The sequence below is a fragment of the Niallia sp. 03133 genome (assembly GCF_052663225.1).
Window position 1 is genome coordinate 1 of record NZ_JBQTCY010000016.1, and the last position, 26,953, is coordinate 26,953.

A 26,953-nucleotide genomic window follows, 5' to 3' on the forward strand; every position below is an offset into this window, starting at 1 on the left:
ACTCGGCGCTCGCCCCGTGGAAAGCGAGCGGTAAGCCTCGGAGAACAGAACGAAAATCCTTACTTCCTATTCAGTTGCTAATTTTCCTTTTTTTGAAGTTTAGCTTGATAACATTGGGGTTCATCCCCCACTGATGGTTATTGAACTTATCGGATCTTTACGGGCAGTTATCCCCAATCTAGCTTCCTCGATTTCTCAGCAACTTGAGGTGGGGTTTTTACTGCCCGTTAAGTGTGGGATAAATATGATTAAGGGTTCCCTTATAAATTTTCTGAGATGAATAACATAAGTTGTTGATTTTGGAATCTTGACAAATGGAACCCTTTTTTTTGTTTATATAAATTATGAATATAAGTGCTTATATCTTCTTTATTATTTAAGAGGGTAATAGATAGAAAATGAATAATAGAAAAAAATCGACAAAGTTAGAACTATTATGACATTTCTCGGGAAATAATTGACGAATGAAAAATTAGGAGGTTTTTGTAAACAGAAAGGGTTTTAATAAGAAGAAAAGAATACATAATTTAGGGGAAAACAATTTTAGAAGAGACTTTCTGCATATTAGATAGAAGCCTTAATATGTTTGCCATGGCTGCACCTGGATTTAGTAGAGATTTTTTTAAAAGGGTAAATAAAGGAGCAAAGTTAGAAAGTAGGGAAAAGGATGCGGCAAGTTGTAATAGATTTATTAGATAATTTAAACAAAAGCAATGTTGTAAAACCTCTGATAAAAGATGAAACATTCATAATCAAAATAACATGTGACACAGAGGAATATTATATTGAATTAAAAGATATTCAATTTTTTCTATTAACAAAGGATCCACCAAAATCTGATATCGTTTTGGAAGGAAGCGAAAATTGCCTGCGATCCATTTTACTTGGGAAAACCCTGCTACGCAACGTAATCAGCGAAAAAAAAATAATTGTTCACTCTACTTTACGGAAATTATTGAAGTTGGAATCCCTGCTATATTTAGTAAATATATAAACGAAGTTATTTAAATGAGAAAAGGTTTTTACTAGCATATTTAGCCCCTTTCATAGAAATGAGGGCTTTTTTGCATCTTTCTATTAAAAAAGTTGAATAATCATTACAAAGTAAGAAACAGATGTCCCCATCAGAAGGAGACGATTCTTTATTAGGGATTGATGAGAAAAAAGCCGCTGATTTAGAGAACAACTAAAAAAACAGCTTGAAACGGTCAAATTCTACATAAAAATATACATTCCTACAGAAAGATACTACGTCAAAAAATCTGACAAAATTAACGAAAAATTCAGAAAAAATATTATATTAAAAATATAATATTAAGCATTGACACCTCGTTGATAGCCATGTTACATTACGTCTATCAACAATAACGACTTATTTATCCATAAATTTAAAATAGTTGCTCTTATCAAGAGAGGTGGAGGGATGTGCCCGATGAAACCCGGCAACCGTTAGTTTTATACTGACATGGTGCCAATTCACACAAAGCAGATGCTTTGATAGATGAGAGGAAGGTTCCGAATATTATTCAGCCTTTCTGCTCATGCGATGCAGAAAGGTTTTTTTGTACTTAAAATAAGTATGAATCTTATTATCTCTCCAAAAGATATAGGAGAATAATAAAATCAAGGTGGATTGTTACTAATAGAATCATTGAACAAAAAGCAGGTGAAGAAAATTGATTAACATAAATAATGCAAACAAAGTTTTTGCTTCAAAAAAAAGAAAAATTGTTGCAGTCGATAATGTAAATTTAACGATTGAACAAGGAGAAATATTTGGAGTAATCGGCTATAGTGGAGCAGGAAAAAGTACCTTAATCAGAATGCTGAATGGCCTTGAGATACCGAATGAAGGAAGTATAACGGTTGCAGGTTATGAGGTATCGAAAATAAAAGGAAGCAAACTCAGAAAAGCTCGCCAAGAAATCAGCATGATTTTTCAGCATTTTAACTTGCTTTGGTCTAGAACGGTTGAACAAAATATCAGCTTCCCCCTTGAAATAGCTGGAGTTAAAAAAGCAATGAGGGAAAAAAAAGTAGCTGAATTAATAAAGCTTGTGGGGCTGGAAGGAAGGGAACATGCCTATCCTTCCCAGTTAAGTGGAGGTCAAAAACAAAGAGTTGGAATAGCGAGAGCACTTGCTAATGAACCGAAAGTACTTCTATGTGATGAAGCAACCTCTGCCCTTGATCCTCAAACAACAGATGCAATACTTGATCTTTTAGTAGATATTAACAAGCGTCTAGGTTTAACGATTGTACTGATCACGCATGAAATGCATGTTATTCGAAAAATATGCCATCGTGTTGCAGTAATGGAAAGCGGAAAAGTGGTCGAAACGGGACCTGTAATAGATGTATTTAAGAAACCGCAGCAAGAGATAACAAAACGATTTGTGCAGCAGGTAATCGAACCAAATGAAGCAAAAGATACGATCGAACATATCGCTGCTCAATATACTTCAGGAAAAATCGTTGTTTTAGGATTTGTTGGTGAAAATGCAGAACAACCTGTAATAACGAAATTAATTCGTTCCTTTCCAATATCGGTAAATATTATTCAGGGGAAAATCAGTTCAACGCAAAATGGATCGTATGGCACTTTATACATCCATATCGACGGGGAAAAAGCGGAAACGGAAAAAGCCCTTCAATTTCTACAGTCACAAGAAATTAGCGTGGAGGTGATACAGCTATGATAACACGTTTTTTTCCAAATGTAGATTGGGACAAGATGTGGCTGGCAACACAAGAAACACTATATATGACAGCCTTCTCTGTAGTAGTTACATTTATTTTAGGAATAGTATTAGGAATTACCTTGTTTTTGACAGCAAAAGGCAATATGTGGAGCAACTCTTTCTTAAATAAGATTATTAGTGCAGTGGTGAACGTTTTTCGTTCTATTCCATTCATTATATTAATAGTTCTATTAATTCCATTTACAAAATTATTAGTTGGAAGCATGATAGGTGCAGAAGCAGCGCTGCCTGCCCTCATAATAGGAGCAGCTCCTTTTTATGCAAGACTTGTGGAAATAGGATTAAGAGAAGTGGACAAAGGGGTTGTGGAAGCAGCAAAATCAATGGGGGCAAAACCATTTACCATTATTTTCAAAGTGTTATTACCTGAATCCATGCCAGCACTAGTTTCAGGGATTACGGTAACCACTATTGCTTTAGTTGGATCCACTGCAATGGCAGGAGTTATAGGAGCTGGCGGATTAGGGAACTTGGCCTACTTAGAAGGGTTTCAAAGAAACCGGGCAGACGTCACATTAATGGCAACCATTATTATTCTTATTATCGTATTTATTATCCAATTTATTGGAGATTATATAACAACTAAATTAGACAAAAGGTAAAGGAGCAGAAAAAAATGAAAAAGATATTATCCTTAATACTAGCAATTACTTTTGTGTTTGCTCTAGCAGCATGCGGAACTTCAAAAGAAGGTTCTAACGGAGACAGTAAAAAATTAGTCGTTGGTGCATCGAATGTACCGCATGCTGAAATATTAGAAAAAGCAAAACCAATTTTAGCGGAAAAAGGCATTGATTTAGAGATTCAAACATTTCAAGATTATATATTGCCAAATAAATCATTAGAATCTAAAGAATTAGATGCAAACTATTTTCAGCATATTCCATATTTAGAGCAGCAAATTAAAGAAAACGGGTATGATTTTGTAAATGTTGGAGCTATTCATATTGAACCAATGGCTGTTTTTTCTAAAAAATATAAAAGCTTAGATGAGTTGCCAAAAGGCGCTACTATTATTTTCAGTAATTCTGTTTCAGAACAAGGGCGAATCCTTTCTTTATTGGAAAAAGGCGGACTTATTAAATTAAAAGACGGCATCAATAAAGTAAATGCAACAGTAAAAGATATTGTTGGAAATCCAAAAAATGTTAAATTTAAACCTGATTATGAGCCATCCTTATTACCGCAAATTTATAATAATAATGAAGGAGATGCTGTAGTAATCAATGCAAACTTTGCATTGGATGCTGGACTAAATCCTGTAAAAGATTCAATCGAAATTGAAGGCAGCGAATCTCCATATGCCAACATTATTGTAGTGCGAAAAGAAGATGAAAAGAAAGAATCAATTAAAACATTAGTAGAAGTATTGCAATCTAAAGAAATTCAAGATTTTATTTCGAAAGAATACAAAGGCGCCGTGCTGCCAGTATCTAAATAATCCTAAAAAGGAAATCTGTTAACGAAACAGGTTTCTTTTTTCGTTTAATTAAAGAATAGAATACAGGGGAATAATGAATAATAAAGAGGTGTTGCATAAGGATAAGAGGAGTGAAAAAAGTTGGATGCTCAAACAGGTCATACAGTAGAAAATGCTTTACAACATTATAAACAGGGTTTAGGGTCTTTTACACAGAAAATGCCTAAACTGACCGAGGCTTTTCATACATTTACTGAAATTTGTTTTGAGGAAGGAACGTTGACTAAAAAGCAAAAACAGTTAATTGCATTGGGAATCAGTTTATACTCGCAAGATGAATATTGCATAATTTATCATGTGAAAGGTTGTCTGGATCAAGGAGCTTCTGAAGAGGAAATAATGGAAACTATAGGAGTTACAGCAGCTTTTGGCGGTGGTGCCGTCATGAGTCAAGCTGTTACATTGGTACAAGAAGCAGTCACAGAGTTGAACTCTTTGAAACACTAAGCAGCAGTTGCTTATCAGGCGTTGTAAAATCTTGCTTTTTGTTCGTTTCCCTGAAAGCTAGCTGACATTTCGACAAGTCTTAAAAAATCTTCAGTGTTATACTTTGTCTACACGGAAGAACCAGGATTTAATCTGGTTCTTCTTAAGTTAGAGCAAGAATACTTTGTCTACATTCAGATATATAATAAGGTAGATTTCTGCCATGAAAAGAAAAAACAATGAGAATTTTCAGTTAATTTCGAAAGTTTTGCGAACAAATCAATAAAAATAAAAAAATAGATAAAAAATAAGGTAATATAAGATTATTATCTTTTAGGCTGTTAAAACGATGATTTCTCCGTTGTTCGACCTCATTACCCAATACGAGTAACTCTGCTCCTCCCAAGGATTCACGCCTCGAAATACAATCGTTTTCGATCTGCCTGCAGTTTCTGCAAATAATACTTTGTCTACGTTCTATAAGATAATTATCTTTTATATATAAGTCTGAAATCTTAAAGTGTGTTCCTATAGGTTGCGATGAGTTTTTATTTGTTATAATATAATAATGAGAATAAATTGATAATGAAGTTTTAACAATACGAAGAACTAAACTTCTTTTATTATGGGGGTATATAAATAATGGGTCAATCTAAATTAGTTATTAATGATTTACATGTAGCAATCGAAGAAAAGGAAATTGTTAAAGGTCTTAACCTTGAAATTAAGGGAGGGGAAATCCACGCAATCATGGGTCCTAACGGAACTGGGAAATCTACCCTTTCTTCTGCTATTATGGGTCATCCAAAATATGAAGTAACAAGTGGTTCTGTATTTCTAGATGATGAAGATGTACTAGAAATGGAAGTGGATGAGCGTGCTCGCGCAGGTCTTTTCCTTGCTATGCAATATCCAAGTGAAATTAGTGGTGTAACAAACGCCGACTTTTTGCGTTCTGCAATAAACAGCCGTCTTGAAGAAGGCAATGAAATTTCATTAATGAAATTCATTCGTAAAATGGACAGCAACATGGAATACCTTGAAATGGATCCTGATATGGCACAAAGGTATTTAAATGAAGGCTTCTCAGGCGGAGAGAAAAAACGAAATGAAATCCTTCAGTTAATGATGATAGAACCAAAATTTGCTATCTTAGATGAAATTGATTCTGGGTTGGATATAGATGCACTAAAAGTTGTTTCAAAAGGCATTAACAAAATGCGTGGAGAAGACTTCGGCTGCTTAATTATCACGCATTACCAAAGATTGCTGAATTATATTACACCTGATTTTGTTCATGTTATGATGCAAGGTAAGATTGTAAAATCCGGAGGTCCAGAACTTGCTCAACGCTTAGAATCAGAAGGTTACGATTGGATTAAGCAAGAGCTTGGCATTGAAGACGAAACAGTTGAACAAGAAGCGTAAGAGTTAGGGGGATCGACATGACAACTGATATTAAATTGCCATTTGACAAGGAATATATAGCATCCTTTTCCAAGGATATGGGTGAACCAGCTTGGTTGGCGGAACTGCGTGTACAAGCGTTAGAAAGTGCTGAAACGCTGCCAATGCCAAGACCTGATAAAACAAAAATAACAAATTGGAATTTAACACAAATTAATAAACATATAGTAAGCAGCGAAGATTTTACGAATGTAAATGACTTGCCAGATGAGGTAAAAGCACTTATTGACTTAGAAAAAAATAAAACACTTTATATTCAACGGAATAATCGACCAACTTTTTTGGCTGTGTCTAATGAGTTAAAAGAAAAAGGTGTTGTTTTTACGGATATTTTTACAGCTGCAAGAGAGTATAGTGATCTTTTGCAAAAGTATTTTATGAAAGACGCTGTAAAAGCTGATGAGCACCGTTTGACGGCTCTTCATGCTGCATTGCTAAATGGCGGAGTATTCTTATATGTTCCGAAAAATGTTGAATTAGAAGAACCAATTCAAGCAATTTTCCTGCATGATGACAAAGAGGCTAATTTGTTTAATCACGTATTAGTAGTTGCAGAAGATAATAGTTCTGTTGTTTATGTTGAAAACTATGTATCAACAGTGGAGCCGGAAAATGCTGTCTTTAATATTGTTACCGAAGTGGTTGCAAATGCAAATGCAAAAGTTCAATATGGTGCAGTTGACAATTTGGCTAAAGGAATTACAACATATGTAAACCGCCGTGGGATTGCAAATCGGGATGCAAAAATAGAATGGGCATTAGGCTTTATGAATGATGGAAATACTATTTCTGAAAATACTACGAATTTAATCGGCGATGGATCATTTGGTGATACGAAATCGGTTGTAGTCGGCCGTGGAGAACAAAAACAAAACTTTACAACTAAAGTTGTTCATTTTGGGAAAAACTCCGAAGGGTATATTCTAAAGCATGGTGTAATGAAAGATAGTGCATCATCCATCTTTAACGGAATTGGAAAGATTGAACACGGTGCAGCAAAATCAAATGCTGAACAAGAATCTCGTGTATTAATGCTAAGTGAAAAAGCAAGAGGAGATGCAAATCCAATCTTGCTAATTGATGAAGATGATGTTACAGCAGGCCATGCTGCATCTGTAGGGAGAGTTGACCCATTGCAGCTGTATTATTTAATGAGTCGTGGAATTCCTAAACAAGAAGCTGAGAGATTAGTTATCCATGGATTCTTGGCGCCAGTTGTTGAACAGCTTCCGATCGAAGGAGTAAAAAAACAACTTGTTGAAATAATTGAAAGGAAAGTAAAATAATGAATATCCAAGATATCCGTCAATGCTTCCCAATATTAAATCAAGAAGTTAATGGCCATCCATTGGTTTATCTTGATAGTGCTGCAACATCTCAAAAGCCGATTCAAGTTATCGAGGCTATAGATAAATACTATCGAGAGTATAATTCAAACGTTCACCGCGGTGTTCATACATTAGGAACGAAAGCAACAGACGGATACGAAGGTGCAAGAGATAAAGTAAAGAATTTTATTAATGCCAAGTCAGTAGAGGAAATCATTTTTACAAGAGGAACAACAACGGCTTTAAATACGGTTGCGCAAAGTTATGCTATGGCAAACCTGAAAGAGGGAGACGAAATCATCATCACTCCAATGGAACACCATAGCAATATTATCCCTTGGCAGCAAGTGGCGAAGAAAACAGGAGCCACTTTAAAGTATTTTCCGTTACAAAATGATGGAACATTAGCTTTAACAGACGTTGAGGAAACCATTACAAGCGCAACTAAACTTGTATCTGTTACTTGTGTTTCCAATGTATTAGGTGTTATAAACCCAGTCAAAGAAATAGCTGCTATTGCACATAAGCACGGAGCAGTATTAGTTGTTGATGCAGCTCAAGGGGCTCCACATATGAAAATTGATGTCCAAGACATTGATTGCGATTTTCTTGGTTTTTCAGGTCATAAAATGTGTGGACCGACTGGAATTGGGGTATTATATGGAAAAAAACATCTATTAGAAAAAATGGATCCTATTGAGTTCGGTGGAGAAATGATTGACTTTGTTGGATTATATGAATCTACTTGGAAAGAACTTCCTTGGAAATTCGAAGGAGGAACACCGATTATTGCAGGGGCAATTGGTTTAGGTGCTGCAATTGATTTTCTCCAAGAAGTTGGTTTAGATAATATCATAGAACATGAACATAAGCTTGCTGCCTATGCATTAGAAAAAATGTCGATAATAAACGGCTTAACGATCTATGGTCCTAATAATGCACAAAATCGTGCAGGTGTGATCACGTTTAATATAGAGGATGTACACCCGCACGATGTTGCCACTGTTTTAGATGCAGAAGGAATTGCGGTTCGTGCAGGACATCATTGTGCACAGCCGTTAATGAAATGGCTTAAAGTGTCTGCCACAGCCAGAGCAAGTTTTTACCTCTATAATTCTGAAGACGAAATTGATATGCTTGTTGAAGGAATTAGTAAAACAAAGGAGTATTTTAGCGATGTCTTTTAATAATTTAGATACACTTTATAGAAGTGTTATCATGGATCATTATAAAAACCCTAGAAATAAAGGGGTTTTGGAAGGCAGTCTGACTGTTAATATGAATAATCCAACATGTGGTGATCGCATCTTGCTAACATTGCAGGTAGAAGATGGAATTGTAAAAGACGCAAAGTTTGAAGGTGAAGGCTGTTCCATTAGTATGTCTTCTGCTTCCATGATGACACAGGCAATTAAAGGGAAATCGGTAGAGGAAGCATTTAAACTTTCTAAAGTCTTTTCGGAAATGATGCAAGGAAAAGAATACAGTGATGATATAGATTTAGGAGATATAGAGGCACTTCAAGGTGTTTGTAAATTTCCAGCAAGAATTAAGTGCGCAACATTAGCTTGGAAAGCTATGGAAAAAGGGTTTAATGAGGGAAACTAACTCAATAAATTAAGTGTATTTCGGGTTTATATAGGGAAAAATATGCGCATAGAATGGAGGAAAAAGAAATGGCAAAAAAAATGCCCGATATTGGGGATTATAAGTATGGATTTTCGGATAAAGACGTTTCTATTTTTCGTTCTAAACGTGGTTTAACGAAAGAAATCGTAGAAGAAATTTCTAAATTGAAGGATGAGCCTCAATGGATGTTGGATTATCGATTGAAGTCGCTTGAGCATTTCTACAATATGCCAATGCCGCAATGGGGTGGAGATCTAGCTTCTTTAAACTTTGATGAAATTACTTATTATGTAAAACCATCAGAAAAAACAGAGCGTTCATGGGATGAAGTACCTGAGGAAATTAAACAAACATTTGATAAATTAGGTATTCCAGAAGCTGAACAAAAATACTTGGCTGGTGTATCTGCACAATACGAATCAGAAGTTGTTTATCATAATATGCAAGAAGATTTAGAGGCAATGGGTATTGTATTTAAAGATACAGATTCAGCCTTAAGGGAAAATGAAGATATCTTCCGTGAGCATTGGGCAACTGTTATACCAGCAACAGACAATAAATTTGCAGCTTTGAATTCGGCTGTATGGTCAGGTGGATCCTTTATTTATGTACCAAAGGGTATCAAAGTAGATACTCCGCTTCAAGCATATTTCCGAATTAACTCAGAGAATATGGGGCAATTTGAGCGCACATTAATTATTGTTGATGAGGGAGCACATGTTCACTATGTAGAAGGATGTACAGCACCTGTTTACACAACTAACTCTCTTCACAGTGCAGTTGTTGAAATTATTATTAAAAAGGATGCTTATTGTCGCTATACAACGATCCAAAACTGGGCAAACAATGTGTTTAACCTAGTAACAAAACGAGCGGTTTGTGAAGCAAACGCAACGATGGAATGGATTGACGGAAATATCGGATCCAAATTAACAATGAAGTACCCGGCTGTCATTTTAAAAGGGGAAGGCGCAAGAGGAATGACATTATCCATTGCTCTTGCTGGTAAAGGACAACATCAGGATGCAGGTGCAAAAATGATTCATTTAGCGCCAAATACTTCTTCTACCATTGTTTCGAAATCTATTTCAAAACAAGGTGGAAAAGTAACTTACCGTGGGATCGTCCATTTCGGCCGTAAAGCTGATGGAGCACGCGCAAATATTGAGTGCGATACATTAATTATGGATAATAAATCAACTTCCGATACTATTCCTTATAATGAAATTTTAAATGACAATATCTCATTAGAGCATGAAGCGAAAGTTTCTAAGGTATCAGAAGAACAATTGTTCTACTTAATGAGTAGAGGTATTTCTGAAGAAGAAGCAACAGAAATGATTGTAATGGGATTCATCGAACCATTTACAAAAGAATTACCGATGGAATATGCAGTAGAAATGAACCGTCTAATCAAGTTCGAGATGGAAGGGTCTATTGGATAAAAAAGAAATAACCTTTTTATATCAAGGGTTTGAGAGATTTTTATAAAGTGTGATATTATCGGTGTGCCGATTTCATGCCGATTTGATTTTATCTTTTAGTGTAGGAGGCGAACTTTTTAAGTTCGTCTTCTTCTATTTTTTCGGTGATATCAAGATAAGTATCCGCTGTTGTTTTAATGGTTTTGCCCCAAACGGTCAGAAACAAATTTCAAGCTTACACCTGATTCAAGAAGCAGAACAGCGTGTGTATGTCTGAAAACATGTGTGCCTTTATATTCAACACCGGCTTTTTTACAATAATCTTGCAGTGTCTCACGAATGATAGAAGGGGTTAAATAATGACCGTAATAATTTTGGAGATAATGCCATCTTCATTTTTACGGAACCGTGGATTCCCTAAAATTAATTCATTTTGCTTCATTTTGAACTTCTTCAATTCACGTAATAATTCATTATTAATTTTGATTATGCGATATGATGAAGAATTGCACTTAAACTAACAGGGCAGTTTTATGGAAGCAGGAGTTTGTATATTATTTGTAGAAGTTAAAAAGTTACAAACGAATGGGTTTGAGGAATTTCTCTGAAGACATAAATTTTTTTAGGAGGGAACAACATGGAAGTTTTTGCAGAATATTTAGCGCATATTGATAACCCGCAACATCGGGCCAGAACGGAAGAAGTTTTGGCTTGGGTAACTAAGAATTTTCAAATTTAATGCCAAAAATTGCGTGGAATCAGCCTATGTTTACCGTTCACGGCACATTTATTATTGGCTTTAGCGTAGCCAAACATCATTTGGCTGTTGCCCCAGAAAGGGCAGGGATTAATCATTTTTCTGATGAAATAGTACAGGCTGGCTATGATCACACCAAACAGTTGGTACGTATCCAGTGGGATAGTCCGGTTGATTTTTCATTACTTGAGAAAATGATCGAGTTTAATATTTTGGAGAAGGAAGACTGTTCAACTTTTTGGCGGAAATAATTATGAGCGTATAAGCAACCACTTTTTTGGTTGCTTTGGTTTTAGGATTTGATTTTAAAAATGTTCTCGAAGCAAATTAAATTTATCGGGATTCGGATTATTAAGGGTGGCGATCGCTACATTTTTTTATTTTTTTCGGCAAAGTCAAATGTGCAGCAGAAAGAAAAACGTGGCATTCGTCAACGGTAAATGTCTGACCGAAGGGAATTTAAGGAGTTGATGAATTCGCTCATTCTAAACCAACTTCCACAATTAGTTCCGTGGGATGGTAGTAATACAAACTGGATGGAACATCATTTATACGTGTATGATAATCATAGAGAAGATTTAGCTAAACATATAGCATTTAGAAATTATTTACGTACCAATTCAGAGGCGGTCGCTGAGTACACAAAGTTAAAAAAGAGATGGCAAAGGCCTCAAAAGAACGTTCAACTAATATTAATAGTAAAACTAAATTTGTTAGTAAGATATTAGAGAAAGAGATGAAGTAAATTCTAAACGCTTGAGCCCAATGATTGCAGCGGCGATCTATTTTCTAATTCAACTATCGGAGCAGATTAGCGACATAAGCTTCAGTGACAGAAAGAATTGGAGAAATTGAGAATAATCATTCTGGACTGTAAGCTGATCGAAAAATTGAAGAGGGGTGTTCCTTGATGACGAATAGTAGAATGAATCCTAAGGTTGATGAATTTTTAAGTGAAGCCAAAAAATGGAAGGGAGAATATGAGAAGTTGAGAAATATCGTTCTTGACTGTGAGCTGACCGAAGAATTTAAGTGGATGCATCCTTGTTACACGTTTGAGAAAAAAAACATCGTTTTAATACACGGATTTAAAGAATATTGTGCGCTTCTGTTTCACAAAGGTGCCCTGTTACAGGATGCTCATGGGGTTTTAATCCAACAAACGGAGAATGTACAGGCGGCGCGCCAGATTCGGTTCACCAATGTTCAAGAAATAGTTGAAATGGAACCCATCTTGAAAGCCTATATTCATGAAGCCATTGAAGTTGAAAAAGCCGGTTTGGAAGTGAATTTTAAAAAGAAAACAGAAGAATTCATAATTCCTGAAGAACTTCAAAATAAATTCAATGAAATCCCTGCCTTGAAAACTGCTTTTAAAAGCTTGACGCCGGGAAGGCAAAGAGCATACATTCTTCATTTTTCGAGTCCAAAACAATCCAAAACTCGGGTGTCAAGGGTTGAAAAATGTATGGATAAAATTCTCAATGGAAAGGGACTAAATGATTGCACTTGTGGACTATCACAAAAGATGCCCAACTGTGACGGCTCGCACAAGAACATTCGATAAGAAAATAATTTAGTCAAACTTTAAGATATTACCTCACTTTGCGTTCATTCGAACTCCTTTTTGGATCGCAGATAACACTCAATCAATAATTTAAAATGGAAAAAAACAAAAAAGTGATCCGTAGAGTATAAGCAAACCACTGTGCATTTCGTATCTAATAAATCATTTCAAGCTGTTTTACGCATAATTAATCAAATTCGAGATGGAAGAATCTATTGGATAAATGCTAAAAAAATCGTGTCCCATTTGGGATGCGATTTTTTTTCGAAAACCCGTTTCTAAGAGGAGCAAATAAAATCACCACGATATGTGGAACGTTTGTGTATTTGCACATCCTGTAAAATGCAACTAACCAACAATGGTAGATGAATGGCCATCATCCTGTTTGAGTTTCACTTTTTGGTAAATGTGTTATGATAATTATAAATGGAACCATATTTGGAAATAAAAAGATTATCTTACTAAATAATTTGATATTATTATAGGTATAATCCCTTGTTCTCTACTTTTTGTAGAGGGAAAAGCTTATCAATAAAGGTGATATGATGATTAATATAGGATTAACCGGTTGGGGAGATCATGACAGTTTATATGGAACGCGCACAGCATCTCGTAATAAACTAGTGGAGTATGCAAGCTATTTCCCAATTGTTGAATTAGACGCGTCGTTTTATGCGATACAGCCAATCAAAAATGTTGAAAAATGGGTGGCGGATACGCCAGCCGGTTTTCAATTTATCGTAAAAGCATATCAAGGAATGACGGGGCATCAAAGGGGAGAGTCGTCGTTTGCAACGATAGAGGATATGTTTTCGCTTTTCAAAGCGTCCCTTGAACCATATCAAAAGGCAAATAAATTAGGAATGGTATTATTTCAATTTCCACCTTGGTTTGACTGTACAAAAGCAAATGTCCTCTATTTACGAAAATGTAAGGAAATCATGGGTGATATTCCATGTGCTTTGGAATTCCGCCATCAATCTTGGTTTGAAGCAAAGTTTCGAGATAAAACGTTAACATTTATGCAAAAAGAAAAATGGATTCATAGTATTTGTGATGAGCCGCAGGCTGGAAAAGGCTCGATTCCAATTGTATTAGAGCCCTCAAATAAGAATAATGTTTTAATTCGTTTTCATGGGAGAAATTTTCATGGATGGCAGCAGAAAAACAATCCCAATTGGAGAGAAGTGCGATATTTATATCGATACAACCAAAAAGAACTGGAAGATTGGGCAGATCGTATCAACTATTTACATACTGTTTGTAGTAATATTAATATTCTTTTTAATAATAATTCAGGTGGAGATGCAGCTGATAATGCAAAGCATCTTATTGATCTTTTAAAAATAGAATATTCTAATTTAGCTTCAAGGCAATTAGATTTATTTTGACATCAAGGTATAATTCCTAATTAGCAAAAGAGCGACATATACTTTTATTAATCATCGAAAAAGGAAGGCGAAAGAATGGAATTCATCCATATTTATCATACAAATGATTTACATAGTCATTTTGAAAATTGGCCGAAAATTTTCGAACTACTACGAGAAAGAAAACAGTGGCATGAAGAGGCTGGAGATCCTGTTTATTTTTTTGATATTGGAGACCATTTAGATTTATGGCATCCATATACGGAAGCGACAAAAGGAAAAATCAATACTACATTAATAGAAGAAGAAAGTTATACTGCTGTGACAATCGGAAACAATGAAGGCATTACATTAGCCTTTGAAGCGCTTGATTCCTTATATAAAGAAGCTTCCTTCGATGTTATTTTGGCTAATTTATACAGGGAAAATGGAAAACGTCCGGAATGGGCAATACCTAGTCAGATTTATAAGACAAATACAGGAACTAAAATCGGAGTGATTGGGCTGACGGCAAATTTTGCCCATTTATATGGTTTATTAGGCTGGAAACTAACAGATCCCATGGAAGAGTTGGAACAGCAGCTTTTGCAGCTGAAAGAAAAGACAAATATTATTATTGTTTTATCCCATTTAGGAATTAATGAAGATGAAGAAATGGCTGCACGTTTTCCAGAAATTGATTTGATTTTGGGCGCGCATACACATCATATTCTTCGTCAAGGAAAACTGATTAATAATTGTCTGTTAGGAGCTGCTGGGAAATTTGGCTATTTTGTAGGTCATATTGTTTTAACAGTTGATGAAAACAGCAAAATGATTATGGATAAAAAGGCAGAATTGTATGAAACAAGTCAGTTGAAAGCTCCAGAAGAAGAAGCTGTATTTATAAATAATCTGTACGAGCAAGGAAAATTAGCTCTTTCCGATGAGGTAGCAGCCTTATCGGAAAAATGGTCTAAAGAAGAGATTGCTGCATTTTTATGTAAAGAAATTCAATTATGGTGCAAGGCGGATTGTGCCATCTTGAATGAAGGGTTAATTTTAAATAATTTACAAGCAGGACCAGTATCCTATTTTGATTTACTTTCAATCTGCCCTCACCCAATTAATCCATGTAAAGTAACATTAACTGGAGCAGAATTAAAAGAAATTATTTTGGATATGGAAGACAATAAGTGGGAGCATTTTCATTTAAAAGGACTCGGCTTTCGTGGAACGTTAGTAGGAAAAATGATTTCCCACGGAATTAAATCAGCAACACATGGAGAAATAACTACCTATTACTTGCGGGATAAAGAGCTTGCTGCCAATGAAAAATATACAGTGGCTATACCGGATATGTTTACTTTCGGAAACTTCTTCCCAGCAATTTATCGGGCGAAAGAAAAGCAATATTTCCTTCCTGAATTTATGCGGAATATTCTAGCAGAAAAAATTAAGCAATACTATTCAATATAATACACGGCCATTCTTCTCTTTGAATATATTGTTAGGAAAAGAGAGGAGTGGCTTGTAGTGGTTGAAGTATTTCCAATTACAATTGAAAACCAACACTTTATAGCAATAAGTGTACAACTGCCAAAAACTACTTTACTTGTTGTGAAAAATGAAAAAGGGTACATTATGTGTGGTGCACTAGATATTTCTTTATTGAATGAAAAATTAAAAGACCGCAAAATAATTGCTGGAAGAGCAGTAGGAGTAAAAACGATAGAACAATTATTAAATGCACCCTTAGAATCGGTAACATTTGAAGCGGAATCTTATGGCATTTATAAAGGAATGATCGGTAAAGATGCTTTGTTAAAAATGAACTAAAACAAGTTTGGAGAGATAAAGGAGATAAGAGGCATAATAAAGCGGAAAACCAGATGGAAACGCTGCAAACACTCTGTCTGGTTTTAATTATGTTTTAAAAAGTTTTGTGAAAATAAAGAATTATCTTTTTAATCCAGTTATTTAAGATATAATGTACATATATTTATAATGGAATGGGAGCTATGGATGAGATTAGTCGGAACGAATAATATTACTGAAGGAGTAATATTAGCGAAACCAATTTTTAATGAAAGAGGAAAAATCTTAATTAATCGTGGCGTAATGCTTGATAATAAAATGATTAAACGATTAATGGATCTAGGAATTTCTTATTTATATATTGAAGATAAAAGAACAGATGATATTTATCCAATTTCATCCATCTCGGATGAATTAAAAAAAGATGCCATGCATAAAATTGAAAAAAATTTCTCCGACATGAAAGAAGCTGTAAATAATTCGAAATTTATTATGATGGAAAAAGCTACCACATCCTTTAAACAGTTAATAACAAAAGTTATGGAGGAGCTTCGTGATCATCAAGAATTATTTTCGATGATGTCAGATGTGTTTTTATATGATGATTATATATTTTCTCATAGTTTAAATGTTACTGTTTATTCATTAGCATTAGGAAAAGAGTTAAAATTATCTACCAAACAATTAGAAGTATTAGGTCTTGGTGCTATACTGCATGATGTAGGAAAAATCAATATTCCACTGAACATCCTTCTGAAACAAGGGAAGTTAACGGAACAAGAATTCGAGCAAATAAAAACTCATGCTGAAATAGGTTATCGAATGTTAAAAGATATCCCCAATTTGTCACTTTTAGTTGCGCATTGTGCTTATCAGCATCATGAAAGGATAAATGGCTCTGGTTATCCTCGAGGAATAACTGGTGATGAAATCCATTTATTTGGAAAAATTATAGCAGTTGCTGATGTTTTTGATGCCATTACATCAAATCGAGTGTATAGGAAAGCGATGCTGCCGCATGAGGCGCTCGAAATACTATATGCTGGGATTAATAAGCTGTATGATGCAAAAATTGTCGAAGCTTTTCGAAAAGCAATTATATTATATCCAAATGGAATGAGTGTTTCTTTAAGCAGCGGAGAAAAAGGGATAGTAAGCAGACAAAACAAAGGATTAAATGAAAGACCTATTATCCGGATTATTAAAAAAAATGGAAAAGAAATTACCCCTTATGAAATAGATTTAAAGGAAAGTTTATCCATTGTAATAGTAGAATGTGATGCCATCATTTAAGTCATACATAAATAACAACTTCTACATGTCCTTTTTTTTGCATATAAATGCATTAAGGGGGGGATGAGTTTGAGAAAATACTATTTTCGTCGAATAATGCCTCGAAAAGGTTCTTTAACTTTTCAACAAGTTTTTTTCATAACAGCTTTATTTTTTATATTTTCTACTTTTTTTAGTTTGTGGTTGATTAATAAAGGACTAAAGCCTACATTAGTGAATTACGCAGAACATCAAACAAAGAAATTGGCATCATTAGTAATTAATGATGCCTTAAAAGATGAAGAATTGAAAAAAAATGATAACTTAACTATAAATGGAAATAACTTCGTTTTTGATACGGATCAAATGGTCAAAAAACAACAGGAAATTGTAAATATTGTGCAGCAGAATATGTTGGAAATGGAAAAAGGGAATATTTCAGAAGCAGCACTACTAACAGATGTACAATTTGATAAAGAAAAAACCGCAAACCAAGAAGGAATTGTGTACAGCATACCGATTGGTCAAGCTACTAATAATGCATTATTAGGGAATCTTGGACCAAATGTTCCTATTAAATTTAATGTAGTGGGGAGTGTGAAATCAGATTTAAAAACAAAAATGGAAGATGTAGGAATCAACTATGTCGTTGTTAAGGCATATGTAGAGCTTACCGTAGATATACAAATCATTATTCCCTTTGCAACAAAAGTTACAAGCGTGAAACAGGATATTTTAATTGCAATGGCAGGTTTTGAAGGAGAGGTTCCACAATATTATAATGGAAGCAATAAAGGAACGTCTCCAGCAGTAGAGCTGCCAAAAGATAGCGATGGGAAATAGGAAAAAAGGAATGTTTGTTCATCATCTTTATTTGAAGATATGAACAAGCAATTCCTTTTATTTAACTGTGCCGATACAGGAAGCTAGTAAATTGCTCCTTTTTAAAAGTCGGCCAGTCCGTTCGGCAATAATTAAGGAGCATTCGCTTTTCATTGTCTAGCTTCAGCACCTATTGCCTACCGTACTTCAGATCTCCTCTCTACGATAAATCAACATCGAATCGCTAACGCTCTTCGTGTTTCCTTTATCTTAGTAGAAGCTCTTCAGTCCGTTCGGCAATAATCAAGGCGCATTCGCTTTTCTTATTTGCGTGATTTTATCCCACTCTTAACGGGCAGTAAGACCCCCACCTGAAGATGCCGAGAAATCGAGGAAACTAGGTGTTGAAACTTGCCCGTAAAGGTCCGATAAGTGCAACTAACCATCAGTGGGGGATGAGGAAAAATCCCCACTGATGGAAGTTTACTTTATTCTTTCTAATCGTTCCCATAGCCTTAAATGGGCATAAGGATCAAACGACCATTCCGTATATCCATTATCTTTATATAGTCCGTAGTGTAAATGAGGCGGAAATTTTCCGGATGTTCCAGGAGGTCCATATCCTGAACTTCCTACACCGCCAATCAACATGCCCGGTTCAACAATTTTGCCAACTTTTAAATCTTTAGCAAAGCCGCTTAAGTGGGCGAAGTAATGGTAATTATTATTAATATCTCGAATGCCTATACGCCATCCTCCATATCTATTCCAACCTTTCATTTCTACTATTCCATATGAAGTGGCTCTAACTGGAACGCTGTAGTCGGCAAAAATATCTGTTCCTTCATGGATTCTTTTTCCTCCCCATCCTCGAGCATCTCCCCATGTACTTCGATAACTATAGTTGCTCCTTAATGGCACAGGGAAAGCATGGGAATCAAGACCAAGTTTAGCGAAATGTTTATATATAGCCGCTTTTCCCATTATAATGCTCACTGTTTTATCTCGTTTATAATAATTCCATAAACCAATTTTAAAATTTTCCTCGTCTACTCCATACTGGAGAATATAATTTGTAAAGGCATAGAGAATATCTTCATCATTTTTACTATCCGCTTTTCCATCCCCATTTCCATCTACCCCATAGCCTCCAAAGAGTTCAATCGTAACTGGGTTTGTATCCTCCATATTTGGATTAATAAACCCAGACCATTTTTCATTAGAAAAGTAAATGCCACTCAAACCTGTTGCTTTTGGAAGATCTCTTCTTGCTGAACGGATATTTCTTTCATATTGATCTACAGCAGCAATATAATACCATGGAAGCTGAGAAATCCCCTCTATTTTTTTATATAAATCCATTCTTTTTCGGTAAATAGTGTCTTCTGTATTAACTGCAGCATAAGCAGGTATATTTGTTGCAGTTAATACAAATAACAATGCAAATACGATAATTTTATACAAAATGAAAACATCCCTTCTAAAGCATTGTTCTATTATTTTGTGAGAAAAATGATGTTTCATTTATATCAATTAATGGTAAATATGCAAGCCTTCAACTTGTAGCAAGAAGTTCATTATGTTAAAGTGACAAAGAAGAGTGTAGATTAGAATGCTTTGTATATTATACATGTTCTAAAATATAGCTGTGTTATAGTATAGAGGATGAGAAATCTTACTAATCAGCTGTCATTATACAAATACGTAAAAATTTGTAGAAGCTAGGAGATGGTATTCATGTCAGATGAAAAACAGGAATATTTACGTAAACCTGAATGGTTAAAAATAAAATTGAATACAAATGAAAACTATACAGGTTTGAAAAAAATGATGAAAGAAAAAAATCTTCATACAGTATGTGAGGAAGCTAAATGTCCGAATATTCATGAGTGCTGGGCTGTAAGAAGAACAGCTACATTTATGATTCTTGGAGATACTTGTACAAGAGCTTGCAGATTCTGTGCAGTAAAAACAGGATTGCCGACAGAACTGGATTTGCAAGAACCAGAAAGAGTTGCGGATTCTGTGTTTAGCATGAATTTAAAACATGCAGTAATTACTGCTGTTGCTCGAGATGATTTAAAAGACGGAGGTGCTGCTGTTTTTGCTGAAACAGTTCGAGCAATCCGAAGAAAGAGCCCTTTTACAAGTATAGAAGTACTCCCTTCCGATATGGGTGGGATAGAGGAAAACCTGCGTACGCTGATGGATGCAAAGCCAGATATCTTAAACCATAATATTGAAACAGTGGAACGCTTGACTCCAAGAGTCCGCGCAAGAGCTAAATATGAGAGATCATTGGAATTTTTAAGAAGAGCAAAAGAGATGTATCCATCTATTCCAACTAAATCAAGTTTAATGATTGGTCTAGGGGAAACGAAAGAAGAAATTATTGCTACAATGGATGATTTAAGAAAAAATAATGTAGATATTATGACAATTGGACAATATTTGCAACCAACGAAAAAGCATTTAAAAGTCCAAAAATACTATCATCCGGATGAATTTAAAGAATTGAAAAAAATTGCTTTAAGCAAAGGATTTAGCCATTGTGAAGCAGGTCCACTAGTTCGTTCTTCTTACCATGCAGATGAACAAGTAAATGAAGCGAAAAAAAATCAAATGCGTGGAGGACATGCACAAGAAGCATAAAGTGAACCTTCCATCAGTGGGGGTTTTACTGCCCGTTAAGAGTGGGATAATAAAAAAGGTGGGGAATAGCTCTTGCTAATTCCTACCTTTTTTATTTTCTAGGAAATTATAAACGAAATAGAGTGGTGGATAACTTAGTAGTTTGGTCCGCGTCCAGCTCCGACGTACAGGAAGTACTAGTGCCGATGTTGCAACAGGACGTTGCGTAGTTAATCGGCCAGTTTGTACGGCGATGATCAAGGCGCTTGCGCTTTTGTTCTTTTTGTTCAATACTCTGCCAGTCTTACAGCCGTTTAGAAGAAGCCTGTGTATTTCTTAAATGAATAAAAAGTTTTACAACTTTTTAAAAATATGGCGGAAAGGAATAATAAATCCGTGTTTTTCCATAATCATGCCTATGTAAATACCTTTTCACAGGTTATAATGAAAGGGATAGGCAATAGATAAACACCATAAAAATGCATAATAAAGTGTAGACAAATTATTATTTGCATAAACTTCAGGCAGATAAAAATGGATGTGTATCAAGCGTCTGTTTACAGCCTTTAAAAGTACATACTATAACATTAAACAAATAAGGAGGTGTTCTTGTGGTTTGTATCAATAATCACTGTTATGAAATTGTGGAAGAGAGAAAAGATGGTTTCAATGAAGAAGCTTTTAAAAATAGATATAGCGATATTTTAACAAAATATGACTACATAGTTGGAGACTGGGGATATGGACAACTGCGCCTCCGTGGGTTTTTTGAAGATCAAAATCAAAAATCAAGCTTTGATACGAAAATAAGCACACTCACAGAATATTTATATGAATACTGTAATTTTGGCTGTGCCTATTTTGTTGTCAAAAAAGTGCCGAAAGGTTGATTGATTTTTGACAGCTTTTAAAAGATAAAATGCAGCGAAAACATTATTTTAATAAACTTTTATGGCTAGTTGGAAACGTTATTCTCTCATCGCGTGAAATATAGAAAGTAGTTTTATACTAAAAACTATTTTAAATACTGCGGGAAATGAGACGAAAAAATGCAGCGTTTTCAACAGCATACAGAATAACAGCTGATGATGGATCTTACATACAAAAAACGATCTAAACAAATCGTAATGTTGACTTGCTGAGAGGAATGGAGCTATGGTGAATTATTACATGAAAAAAGTAGCAGGATTAATAAATTGGGGAAAAGTTTTTTTTCCTACAGCTTCTTTAAAATATTATCCCCCAAAATTTGTTTTAAGAGATCCTATAAAGCAAGGGGTTAGTAAAGCTATTAGAAATGGCTATGAAGTTGCTGTCATTGTTTATCATATAGAAAATATCCATGAAATTCATCAGCAATTGGAACCTAATTCATATCAACAGTTTATACATACACTAAAACAGGCTTTTCATCAGTCCGGGAAAACACTAAAGTATTCAAAAGCCATTATTTCCTTGCATGATTATTATCAAGATGGTGTAACCATGTTGATACGAATTGATCATCATTTAGATTGTGTAGCGGAAACCGAAACCACCATCAAAGTTGTCCTACAAAATGTAGAAAAATATATGAAAGAAGCGGAAGCAGAGGTGCCAATAATTTTTCATACTGGTTATATGTTTCTGGAGAATAAGTATATTAGCATCAATGAGTCTATATATAATGCGCATCAGCAGGCGTTAATAATGGCAATGAAGCGCAAGAAATCTGAATTTAATGAAATGGTCTATGCCTTAAGCAAAATCGTAGAACAGAAAGCTATTTGTTTGTTGGCTCAACCAATTTTGGACGTCGAAACAAATGAGGTTCGTGCTTGTGAAATGTTGACAAGAGGTCCAAGAGGAACTCCTTTAGAAAGTCCGTTGAATCTATTTTCAGTTGCAAGACAAACGAGATTTTTATATGACTTAGAAATGATTGTCTTAGAAAAAACATTAGAGCAAATAAAGCTGACAAGATGGCAGCAGGATATATTTATTAATTTTACGCCTCTGACTATCGGCAATCCACGTTTTGTTCGGGATTTAAAAGGGTTATTGAATAATAATAAAAATATTGCGCCGAATAAAATAATTATTGAAGTAACGGAGAGAGACTCGATTGAAGGTTTAGAATACTTTATCTCTAATTTGAGAATTCTTCGAACATTAGGATTTCGTATTGCAGTAGATGATACTGGAGCGGGATATGCAAGCTTAAATTCTATTAGCGAGATTATGCCAGATATAATAAAAATTGATCGATCTGTTATTCAAAATATTGATAAAAATTCTGTAAAAGAGTCTATGTTAAAAGGTCTATTATTAATTGCAAATGAAGTTGGAAGTATTGTAGTAGCTGAAGGGATTGAAAGTGCTGAAGAGGCTTCCGTTCTTTTACGCAATAAAGTGGATCTTGCACAAGGCTACTTTTATGCGAGACCAACTAGTTTAAGCAATAGTCTGCAAACTCTATAATGGGGGAAGGGATTAGACAATGTATTTCGTTGATCGGAGCAAAATGGAGTGTCAATTGCAGTATTTGCAAACAAATATTGATTTGTTAGGGAAACAATCAATATGGAAAACCCCTTTGGAAAAAGCTGCTTTGGAAAGAATTTCCCACATGATGATAGAAGTAGTTTTAGATGTAGGAAATAGCATGATTGATGGATTCATTATGAGAGACCCAGGAAGCTATGATGATATTATCGATATTTTAACAGATGAAAAAGTATTTTCGAGTACTATCGGCGATGATTTAAAGCTGCTGTTAGCTTATAGAAAACAATTAGTTCAAGATTACACAAATATTAAACATAATGAGCTTTATGCAGCTTTTTCAAAGCATCTATCTTCATTACGAGAGTTTGTAACCGCAATAGATAACTATTTAATTCATGAACTAGGACCAGTTAGTGCTTTTAAAAATTAAAGGAGGAGCAGGAAGACCAAACTGTTGCATTTTTTAAAAAGGAGTTATTAGCATGAAAAAGTATAACGGATACTTAATTGATTTAGATGGAACAATGTATAAAGGAACAGAAGTTATTCAGGAAGCTGCTGACTTCGTAAAAAGACTAATAGCTGAAAATATTCCCTATTTATATGTCACAAATAATTCTACTAAAACACCGGAACAAGTTGCACAAAAATTAAGGGAGTTTCAAATACCGGCAAAAAAAGAAGATGTATTTACATCTGCAATGGCAGCTGCCAATTATATAAGCTTGGAAAATGCAAAGGCAAGTGTATTTATGATTGGAGAAGAAGGATTAAAAAATGCGCTGCTTGATAAGAAATTGACGTTATCTGATGGAAATGCAGAAGTAGATTATGTAGTGGTAGGAATGGATCAGCAAATAAATTATGAGAAATTAACGATTGCATGTTTAGCGGTACGTCAAGGTGCTTCCTATATTATCACCAATGGAGATACAGCGTTACCGACAGAAAGAGGATTGCTGCCAGGAAATGGTGCATTATCTTCGGTAATAACTGTTTCTACACAATCAAAGCCGCTTGTAATTGGAAAACCTGAATCAATAATAGTAGATCAAGCAATTAAAATTCTCGGTTTGGCTAAAGAAGAAGTGGCCATGGTTGGCGATAATTATCATACGGATATACTAGCAGGAATTCATGCTGATATTGACACGATTTTAGTACATACTGGTGTTACAACACAAGTGCAATTAGCAGCAATTGAACAAAAACCTACCTTTACTGTCAACAGTTTAGAGGAATGGGAGTTAATTAAATAATTGCTTGCTTAATAAAGGCAATTATTTAATAGGACATTTATATCGTCTTATAGTAAACAATTCTCTCCTAGTATAGAAAATGATTAACACAAAAAGAATGCTGAGTTTAAATGACTTAGCATTCTTTTATTTATTTGCAGGAAATTAAAAACTTTTAGTGCCTGTGGTTTATATAATGAATGTGTTTAGCTTCATTTAGTCCCTTTTTGTCTTTAAATAAAAATTGGTTTGAAATAAATTGGTAGTAAAAAGAAGTATGTTGTTTATTGGAGTAAACCTATTTTCAGCGTTTTTGTATAATGGAAACATAAAAAGAGAATGGGCTAAAATGAATTATACATCTTTATGTACATAAAAAAAGATGTATAATAACCGCAAAGAATATTTAGAGATTCTTTACGGTTATTATTGTTGATTAATGTGTATTATGAATGGCTCGCCTTATTTTTTTCTAATATTAAAGGGCAGGGTGGAGTTCTGTTGAAGTTTTAGGGGCCATAGATTGTCTATTTATTCTTCCCCTACTGCTCGATGAGCAAGCCTGCTTGAGGCTGCTGCTGCAATTGCGCCGACAATATCATCTAAAAAAGTATGGCATTCTCCTGTGGATTTATCGTTTAATTTTTTCAAAATGCCTGGCTTTAATTTATCAACATACCCATAATTTGTGAATCCGATAGAACCATATACGTTAACAATAGAAAATGCTAATACTTCATCTACTCCATATAAGCTTTCATCGCTTTCCACAATGGATTGCAGCGGAGCTTCGAGCATTTTCTTTTCTGCAAGTATGTCCAGCTGAATTCCTGTTAAAATGGCATTCTGTACTTCTCTTTTAGAAAGTACACGTTCGACATTTTCTAAGCAATCAGACATTTTTAAGTTTTTATGATATTTTTCCTGTAAAACATATACAAGATCTGCAATATCCTGTATGTGTACTCCTCGTTCAGTTAACCATTTTCTGGCTGTTTGTTCTGTAATATCTTTATAAGTCATATACTTCACCTTTTCTTCTATTGTAAGCACTATATATACGTAGTGCTTATTATTTTATGCTTAAAATCAATAAGTGCTATCTTTTATCCTTTCCAACTTTAAAAATCAAGGCAATGGTAAATTTTCTCATAATTATTTATCCCACTCTTAACGGGCAGTAAGGCTCCCACCTCAAGATGCTGAGAAATCGAGGAAGCTAGGTGGGAGATAACTGGAGGTGCACAAACTAAGGTCGTCACTTCCTGTGGATCGCAAGCTTTCCATCAGTGGGGAGGAAGAAAACCTTCACTGATGGAAGGTTCACTTTATAAATAGAAGAAAAAAACAAGTTTTTTCAACGACATCATATACTTTTATAACAGAATCAATAAGGAGGGATAAAATGATTCGACAGATCTTAATAAGCAAGTATGGAATAGAAGTAAATGATGAAATGAGACTGGGTGATTATGAAGCGTGTGTAGATAAGGACAAATTGTATACATTAGTGCCAATCGCTCAAAAGAAAGTGGAGGAGCTAGCAGAATTAGAGAGGTTATCCGAACATTTACTGAGTCGTGGAGATCGACAGGTAGGAACATTTTTACAATCAAAGGATGGGGATACCAAAGTAGAAGTAGAGAAGCAGAGCTATTGTGTTATTGTAAATGAAAATGTAAGCAGCTTCACATTCAAACAAATAGGCAGAAAGCTTGGGAAATTTCATTATAGAGGAAGAACGGTTCCTTTCAATGTAGAAAATATTAGTCGGATTGGACAATGGAAAGGACTATGGGAAAAACGTATAGATCAAATAGAAGCGTTTTGGAACACGATGCTTTATAAACAGCCAGAAAGTGAATTTGATCGTATGTTTCTTGAGTCCTTTCCTTATTATATGGGAATGGCTGAAAATGCCATTCAATATTTGGTAGATACAGAATTAGATGATGAACCAGATGCAGTAGACAGCGGCACCATTTGTCACAATCGCTTTGTGAAAGAAACATGGATGGGGAATTATTATATGAAGAATCCTTTTGATTGGGTATTTGATCATTGTGGAAGAGATTTGGCAGAATGGTCGAGAGAAAGATATTTTCGCAATATAAAAACATATCATCGGGACGTAAAGAAATTTTTTGCGGACTACCAAACCATAATGCCCTTAAGTTCATTTTCATGGAGACTAGTTTATGCTAGATTAATGTTTCCCCTTCATTATGTAGAATGTATTGAGGACTTTTATTCAGCAGTTCATGAAGAAGACCGTTTATTTTTGGAAGATCGGATGAAAAAATATTTAAGCCATTCAAAGGAATCGGAACAGTTTTTACGAGAGTTTTTTGAAAATGTAGAAGTTCCTGTGAGAAAAATGAAAATTCCGACAGTAGATTGGCTGACAAATTAAATAGAAGGTATAGAGCAGTTTAATGGGAGTATTTCTCACATGTAAAATCTGCTCCCTTTTCTTATAGAAATAATAGAATGTTT

The 26,953-nt window shown here is 34.8% G+C and carries 26 protein-coding genes, 1 pseudogene and 1 riboswitch; of the genes and pseudogenes, 24 read left to right on the plus strand and 3 right to left on the minus strand.

Features of this window, described 5'->3' with window-relative positions:
- The first annotated feature begins 667 nt into the window (after positions 1-667).
- The 10 genes from ACTYBU_RS19410 (at position 668) to sufB (ending at position 10,537) form a co-directional block, all read left to right on the plus strand.
- Positions 668-994 (plus strand): hypothetical protein, encoded by a 327-nt coding sequence (locus ACTYBU_RS19410; protein ID WP_445492296.1) that lies wholly within the window; start codon positions 668-670, stop codon positions 992-994.
- A gap of 406 nt (positions 995-1,400) precedes the next feature.
- Positions 1,401-1,508, plus strand: a riboswitch (SAM riboswitch).
- Between the two features lie 168 nt (positions 1,509-1,676).
- Complete coding sequence (locus tag ACTYBU_RS19415) at positions 1,677-2,699, plus strand: methionine ABC transporter ATP-binding protein (RefSeq protein ID WP_445492298.1); 1,023 nt, start codon at positions 1,677-1,679, stop codon at positions 2,697-2,699.
- On the plus strand, positions 2,696-3,364 hold the full coding sequence (locus ACTYBU_RS19420; RefSeq protein ID WP_445492299.1) for a methionine ABC transporter permease: 669 nt from the start codon (positions 2,696-2,698) through the stop codon (positions 3,362-3,364). The genes ACTYBU_RS19415 and ACTYBU_RS19420 overlap by 4 nt, the downstream gene beginning before the upstream one ends.
- A gap of 14 nt (positions 3,365-3,378) precedes the next feature.
- Positions 3,379-4,203: a MetQ/NlpA family ABC transporter substrate-binding protein gene (locus ACTYBU_RS19425; protein WP_445492300.1), complete on the plus strand. Its 825-nt coding sequence runs from the start codon at positions 3,379-3,381 to the stop codon at positions 4,201-4,203.
- Positions 4,204-4,323: 120 nt separating this feature from the next.
- Positions 4,324-4,689, plus strand: coding sequence for a carboxymuconolactone decarboxylase family protein (locus ACTYBU_RS19430; protein ID WP_445492302.1), 366 nt, complete (start codon positions 4,324-4,326; stop codon positions 4,687-4,689).
- Positions 4,690-5,310: 621 nt separating this feature from the next.
- Positions 5,311-6,096, plus strand: coding sequence for a Fe-S cluster assembly ATPase SufC (gene sufC / locus ACTYBU_RS19435; protein ID WP_445492304.1), 786 nt, complete (start codon positions 5,311-5,313; stop codon positions 6,094-6,096).
- A gap of 17 nt (positions 6,097-6,113) precedes the next feature.
- Positions 6,114-7,421 carry a Fe-S cluster assembly protein SufD gene (sufD, locus tag ACTYBU_RS19440; protein WP_445492305.1) on the plus strand — a complete coding sequence of 436 codons (1,308 nt, stop codon included), beginning with the start codon at positions 6,114-6,116 and terminating at the stop codon, positions 7,419-7,421.
- The gene (locus tag ACTYBU_RS19445) at positions 7,421-8,650 is read left to right on the plus strand and encodes a cysteine desulfurase (RefSeq protein WP_445492307.1); all 1,230 of its coding nucleotides are present in this window, start codon (positions 7,421-7,423) and stop codon (positions 8,648-8,650) included. Before sufD ends, ACTYBU_RS19445 begins: the two co-directional genes overlap by 1 nt.
- Positions 8,640-9,071 (plus strand): Fe-S cluster assembly sulfur transfer protein SufU, encoded by a 432-nt coding sequence (gene sufU, locus ACTYBU_RS19450; protein ID WP_445492309.1) that lies wholly within the window; start codon positions 8,640-8,642, stop codon positions 9,069-9,071. The genes ACTYBU_RS19445 and sufU overlap by 11 nt, the downstream gene beginning before the upstream one ends.
- 68 nt (positions 9,072-9,139) lie before the next feature.
- Positions 9,140-10,537 (plus strand): Fe-S cluster assembly protein SufB, encoded by a 1,398-nt coding sequence (sufB, locus tag ACTYBU_RS19455; RefSeq protein WP_445492310.1) that lies wholly within the window; start codon positions 9,140-9,142, stop codon positions 10,535-10,537.
- Between the two features lie 173 nt (positions 10,538-10,710).
- On the opposite strand, the gene ACTYBU_RS19460 is transcribed toward sufB, so the two are convergent.
- A complete protein-coding gene (locus tag ACTYBU_RS19460) occupies positions 10,711-10,860 on the minus strand; it encodes a tyrosine-type recombinase/integrase (RefSeq protein ID WP_445492457.1) in 150 nt (49 codons plus the stop codon).
- 293 nt (positions 10,861-11,153) lie between these two features.
- Here ACTYBU_RS19460 and ACTYBU_RS19465 point away from each other — a divergent pair.
- The 8 genes and pseudogenes from ACTYBU_RS19465 to yunB all read left to right on the plus strand — a co-directional run bounded on the left by ACTYBU_RS19465 (position 11,154) and on the right by yunB (position 18,122).
- Positions 11,154-11,524: pseudogene (locus ACTYBU_RS19465) on the plus strand (iron chaperone).
- 285 nt (positions 11,525-11,809) lie between these two features.
- Entirely contained in the window at positions 11,810-12,001 is a 192-nt protein-coding gene (locus ACTYBU_RS19470; RefSeq protein WP_445492459.1) for a GrpB family protein, read from the plus strand.
- 182 nt (positions 12,002-12,183) lie between these two features.
- Complete coding sequence (locus ACTYBU_RS19475; RefSeq protein WP_445492312.1) at positions 12,184-12,840, plus strand: DUF1801 domain-containing protein; 657 nt, start codon at positions 12,184-12,186, stop codon at positions 12,838-12,840.
- Positions 12,841-13,385: 545 nt separating this feature from the next.
- On the plus strand, positions 13,386-14,231 hold the full coding sequence (locus tag ACTYBU_RS19480; protein WP_445492460.1) for a DUF72 domain-containing protein: 846 nt from the start codon (positions 13,386-13,388) through the stop codon (positions 14,229-14,231).
- A gap of 75 nt (positions 14,232-14,306) precedes the next feature.
- On the plus strand, positions 14,307-15,668 hold the full coding sequence (locus tag ACTYBU_RS19485) for a bifunctional metallophosphatase/5'-nucleotidase (RefSeq protein WP_445492314.1): 1,362 nt from the start codon (positions 14,307-14,309) through the stop codon (positions 15,666-15,668).
- A 57-nt stretch (positions 15,669-15,725) separates the two neighbouring features.
- Positions 15,726-16,028, plus strand: a complete 303-nt coding sequence (locus ACTYBU_RS19490; RefSeq protein WP_445492316.1) for a YunC family protein — start codon at positions 15,726-15,728, stop codon at positions 16,026-16,028.
- 186 nt (positions 16,029-16,214) lie between these two features.
- Positions 16,215-17,300 (plus strand): HD-GYP domain-containing protein, encoded by a 1,086-nt coding sequence (locus ACTYBU_RS19495; RefSeq protein ID WP_445492318.1) that lies wholly within the window; start codon positions 16,215-16,217, stop codon positions 17,298-17,300.
- Positions 17,301-17,369: 69 nt separating this feature from the next.
- Positions 17,370-18,122 (plus strand): sporulation protein YunB, encoded by a 753-nt coding sequence (gene yunB, locus ACTYBU_RS19500; RefSeq protein ID WP_445492320.1) that lies wholly within the window; start codon positions 17,370-17,372, stop codon positions 18,120-18,122.
- Positions 18,123-18,584: 462 nt separating this feature from the next.
- Here yunB and ACTYBU_RS19505 read toward each other — a convergent pair whose 3' ends face one another.
- Positions 18,585-19,565 carry a M23 family metallopeptidase gene (locus tag ACTYBU_RS19505; protein ID WP_445492322.1) on the minus strand — a complete coding sequence of 327 codons (981 nt, stop codon included), beginning with the start codon at positions 19,563-19,565 and terminating at the stop codon, positions 18,585-18,587.
- A 273-nt stretch (positions 19,566-19,838) separates the two neighbouring features.
- Between ACTYBU_RS19505 and lipA the strand changes: the two genes are divergently transcribed.
- From lipA to ACTYBU_RS19530, 5 genes are all read left to right on the plus strand, one after another.
- Entirely contained in the window at positions 19,839-20,753 is a 915-nt protein-coding gene (gene lipA, locus ACTYBU_RS19510) for a lipoyl synthase (protein ID WP_445492323.1), read from the plus strand.
- Between the two features lie 590 nt (positions 20,754-21,343).
- On the plus strand, positions 21,344-21,622 hold the full coding sequence (locus ACTYBU_RS19515; RefSeq protein WP_445492325.1) for a YutD family protein: 279 nt from the start codon (positions 21,344-21,346) through the stop codon (positions 21,620-21,622).
- Positions 21,623-21,902: 280 nt separating this feature from the next.
- Complete coding sequence (locus ACTYBU_RS19520; protein ID WP_445492327.1) at positions 21,903-23,192, plus strand: EAL domain-containing protein; 1,290 nt, start codon at positions 21,903-21,905, stop codon at positions 23,190-23,192.
- A gap of 19 nt (positions 23,193-23,211) precedes the next feature.
- Positions 23,212-23,649 (plus strand): DUF86 domain-containing protein, encoded by a 438-nt coding sequence (locus ACTYBU_RS19525; RefSeq protein WP_445492329.1) that lies wholly within the window; start codon positions 23,212-23,214, stop codon positions 23,647-23,649.
- Between the two features lie 52 nt (positions 23,650-23,701).
- Positions 23,702-24,478: a TIGR01457 family HAD-type hydrolase gene (locus ACTYBU_RS19530; RefSeq protein WP_445492331.1), complete on the plus strand. Its 777-nt coding sequence runs from the start codon at positions 23,702-23,704 to the stop codon at positions 24,476-24,478.
- Positions 24,479-24,988: 510 nt separating this feature from the next.
- Here ACTYBU_RS19530 and ACTYBU_RS19535 read toward each other — a convergent pair.
- Positions 24,989-25,480 carry a phosphatidylglycerophosphatase A family protein gene (locus tag ACTYBU_RS19535; protein WP_445492332.1) on the minus strand — a complete coding sequence of 164 codons (492 nt, stop codon included), beginning with the start codon at positions 25,478-25,480 and terminating at the stop codon, positions 24,989-24,991.
- Between the two features lie 382 nt (positions 25,481-25,862).
- Here ACTYBU_RS19535 and yutH point away from each other — a divergent pair, with 382 nt between their 5' ends.
- Entirely contained in the window at positions 25,863-26,870 is a 1,008-nt protein-coding gene (gene yutH / locus ACTYBU_RS19540; RefSeq protein WP_445492333.1) for a spore coat putative kinase YutH, read from the plus strand.
- The last annotated feature ends 83 nt before the right edge of the window (positions 26,871-26,953 follow it).

Coding starts and splice junctions, on each gene's coding strand:
- ACTYBU_RS19410 (WP_445492296.1), top strand. CDS start 668: ATGCGGCAAGTTGTAATAGATTTATTAGATAATTTAAACAAAAGCAAT.
- ACTYBU_RS19420 (WP_445492299.1), top strand. CDS start 2,696: ATGATAACACGTTTTTTTCCAAATGTAGATTGGGACAAGATGTGGCTG.
- ACTYBU_RS19425 (WP_445492300.1), top strand. CDS start 3,379: ATGAAAAAGATATTATCCTTAATACTAGCAATTACTTTTGTGTTTGCT.
- sufC (WP_445492304.1), top strand. CDS start 5,311: ATGGGTCAATCTAAATTAGTTATTAATGATTTACATGTAGCAATCGAA.
- sufD (WP_445492305.1), top strand. CDS start 6,114: ATGACAACTGATATTAAATTGCCATTTGACAAGGAATATATAGCATCC.
- ACTYBU_RS19445 (WP_445492307.1), top strand. CDS start 7,421: ATGAATATCCAAGATATCCGTCAATGCTTCCCAATATTAAATCAAGAA.
- sufU (WP_445492309.1), top strand. CDS start 8,640: ATGTCTTTTAATAATTTAGATACACTTTATAGAAGTGTTATCATGGAT.
- sufB (WP_445492310.1), top strand. CDS start 9,140: ATGGCAAAAAAAATGCCCGATATTGGGGATTATAAGTATGGATTTTCG.
- ACTYBU_RS19470 (WP_445492459.1), top strand. CDS start 11,810: ATGGAACATCATTTATACGTGTATGATAATCATAGAGAAGATTTAGCT.
- ACTYBU_RS19475 (WP_445492312.1), top strand. CDS start 12,184: ATGACGAATAGTAGAATGAATCCTAAGGTTGATGAATTTTTAAGTGAA.
- ACTYBU_RS19480 (WP_445492460.1), top strand. CDS start 13,386: ATGATTAATATAGGATTAACCGGTTGGGGAGATCATGACAGTTTATAT.
- ACTYBU_RS19485 (WP_445492314.1), top strand. CDS start 14,307: ATGGAATTCATCCATATTTATCATACAAATGATTTACATAGTCATTTT.
- ACTYBU_RS19495 (WP_445492318.1), top strand. CDS start 16,215: ATGAGATTAGTCGGAACGAATAATATTACTGAAGGAGTAATATTAGCG.
- lipA (WP_445492323.1), top strand. CDS start 19,839: ATGTCAGATGAAAAACAGGAATATTTACGTAAACCTGAATGGTTAAAA.
- ACTYBU_RS19520 (WP_445492327.1), top strand. CDS start 21,903: ATGAAAAAAGTAGCAGGATTAATAAATTGGGGAAAAGTTTTTTTTCCT.
- ACTYBU_RS19525 (WP_445492329.1), top strand. CDS start 23,212: ATGTATTTCGTTGATCGGAGCAAAATGGAGTGTCAATTGCAGTATTTG.
- ACTYBU_RS19530 (WP_445492331.1), top strand. CDS start 23,702: ATGAAAAAGTATAACGGATACTTAATTGATTTAGATGGAACAATGTAT.
- ACTYBU_RS19535 (WP_445492332.1), bottom strand. CDS start 25,480: ATGACTTATAAAGATATTACAGAACAAACAGCCAGAAAATGGTTAACT.
- yutH (WP_445492333.1), top strand. CDS start 25,863: ATGATTCGACAGATCTTAATAAGCAAGTATGGAATAGAAGTAAATGAT.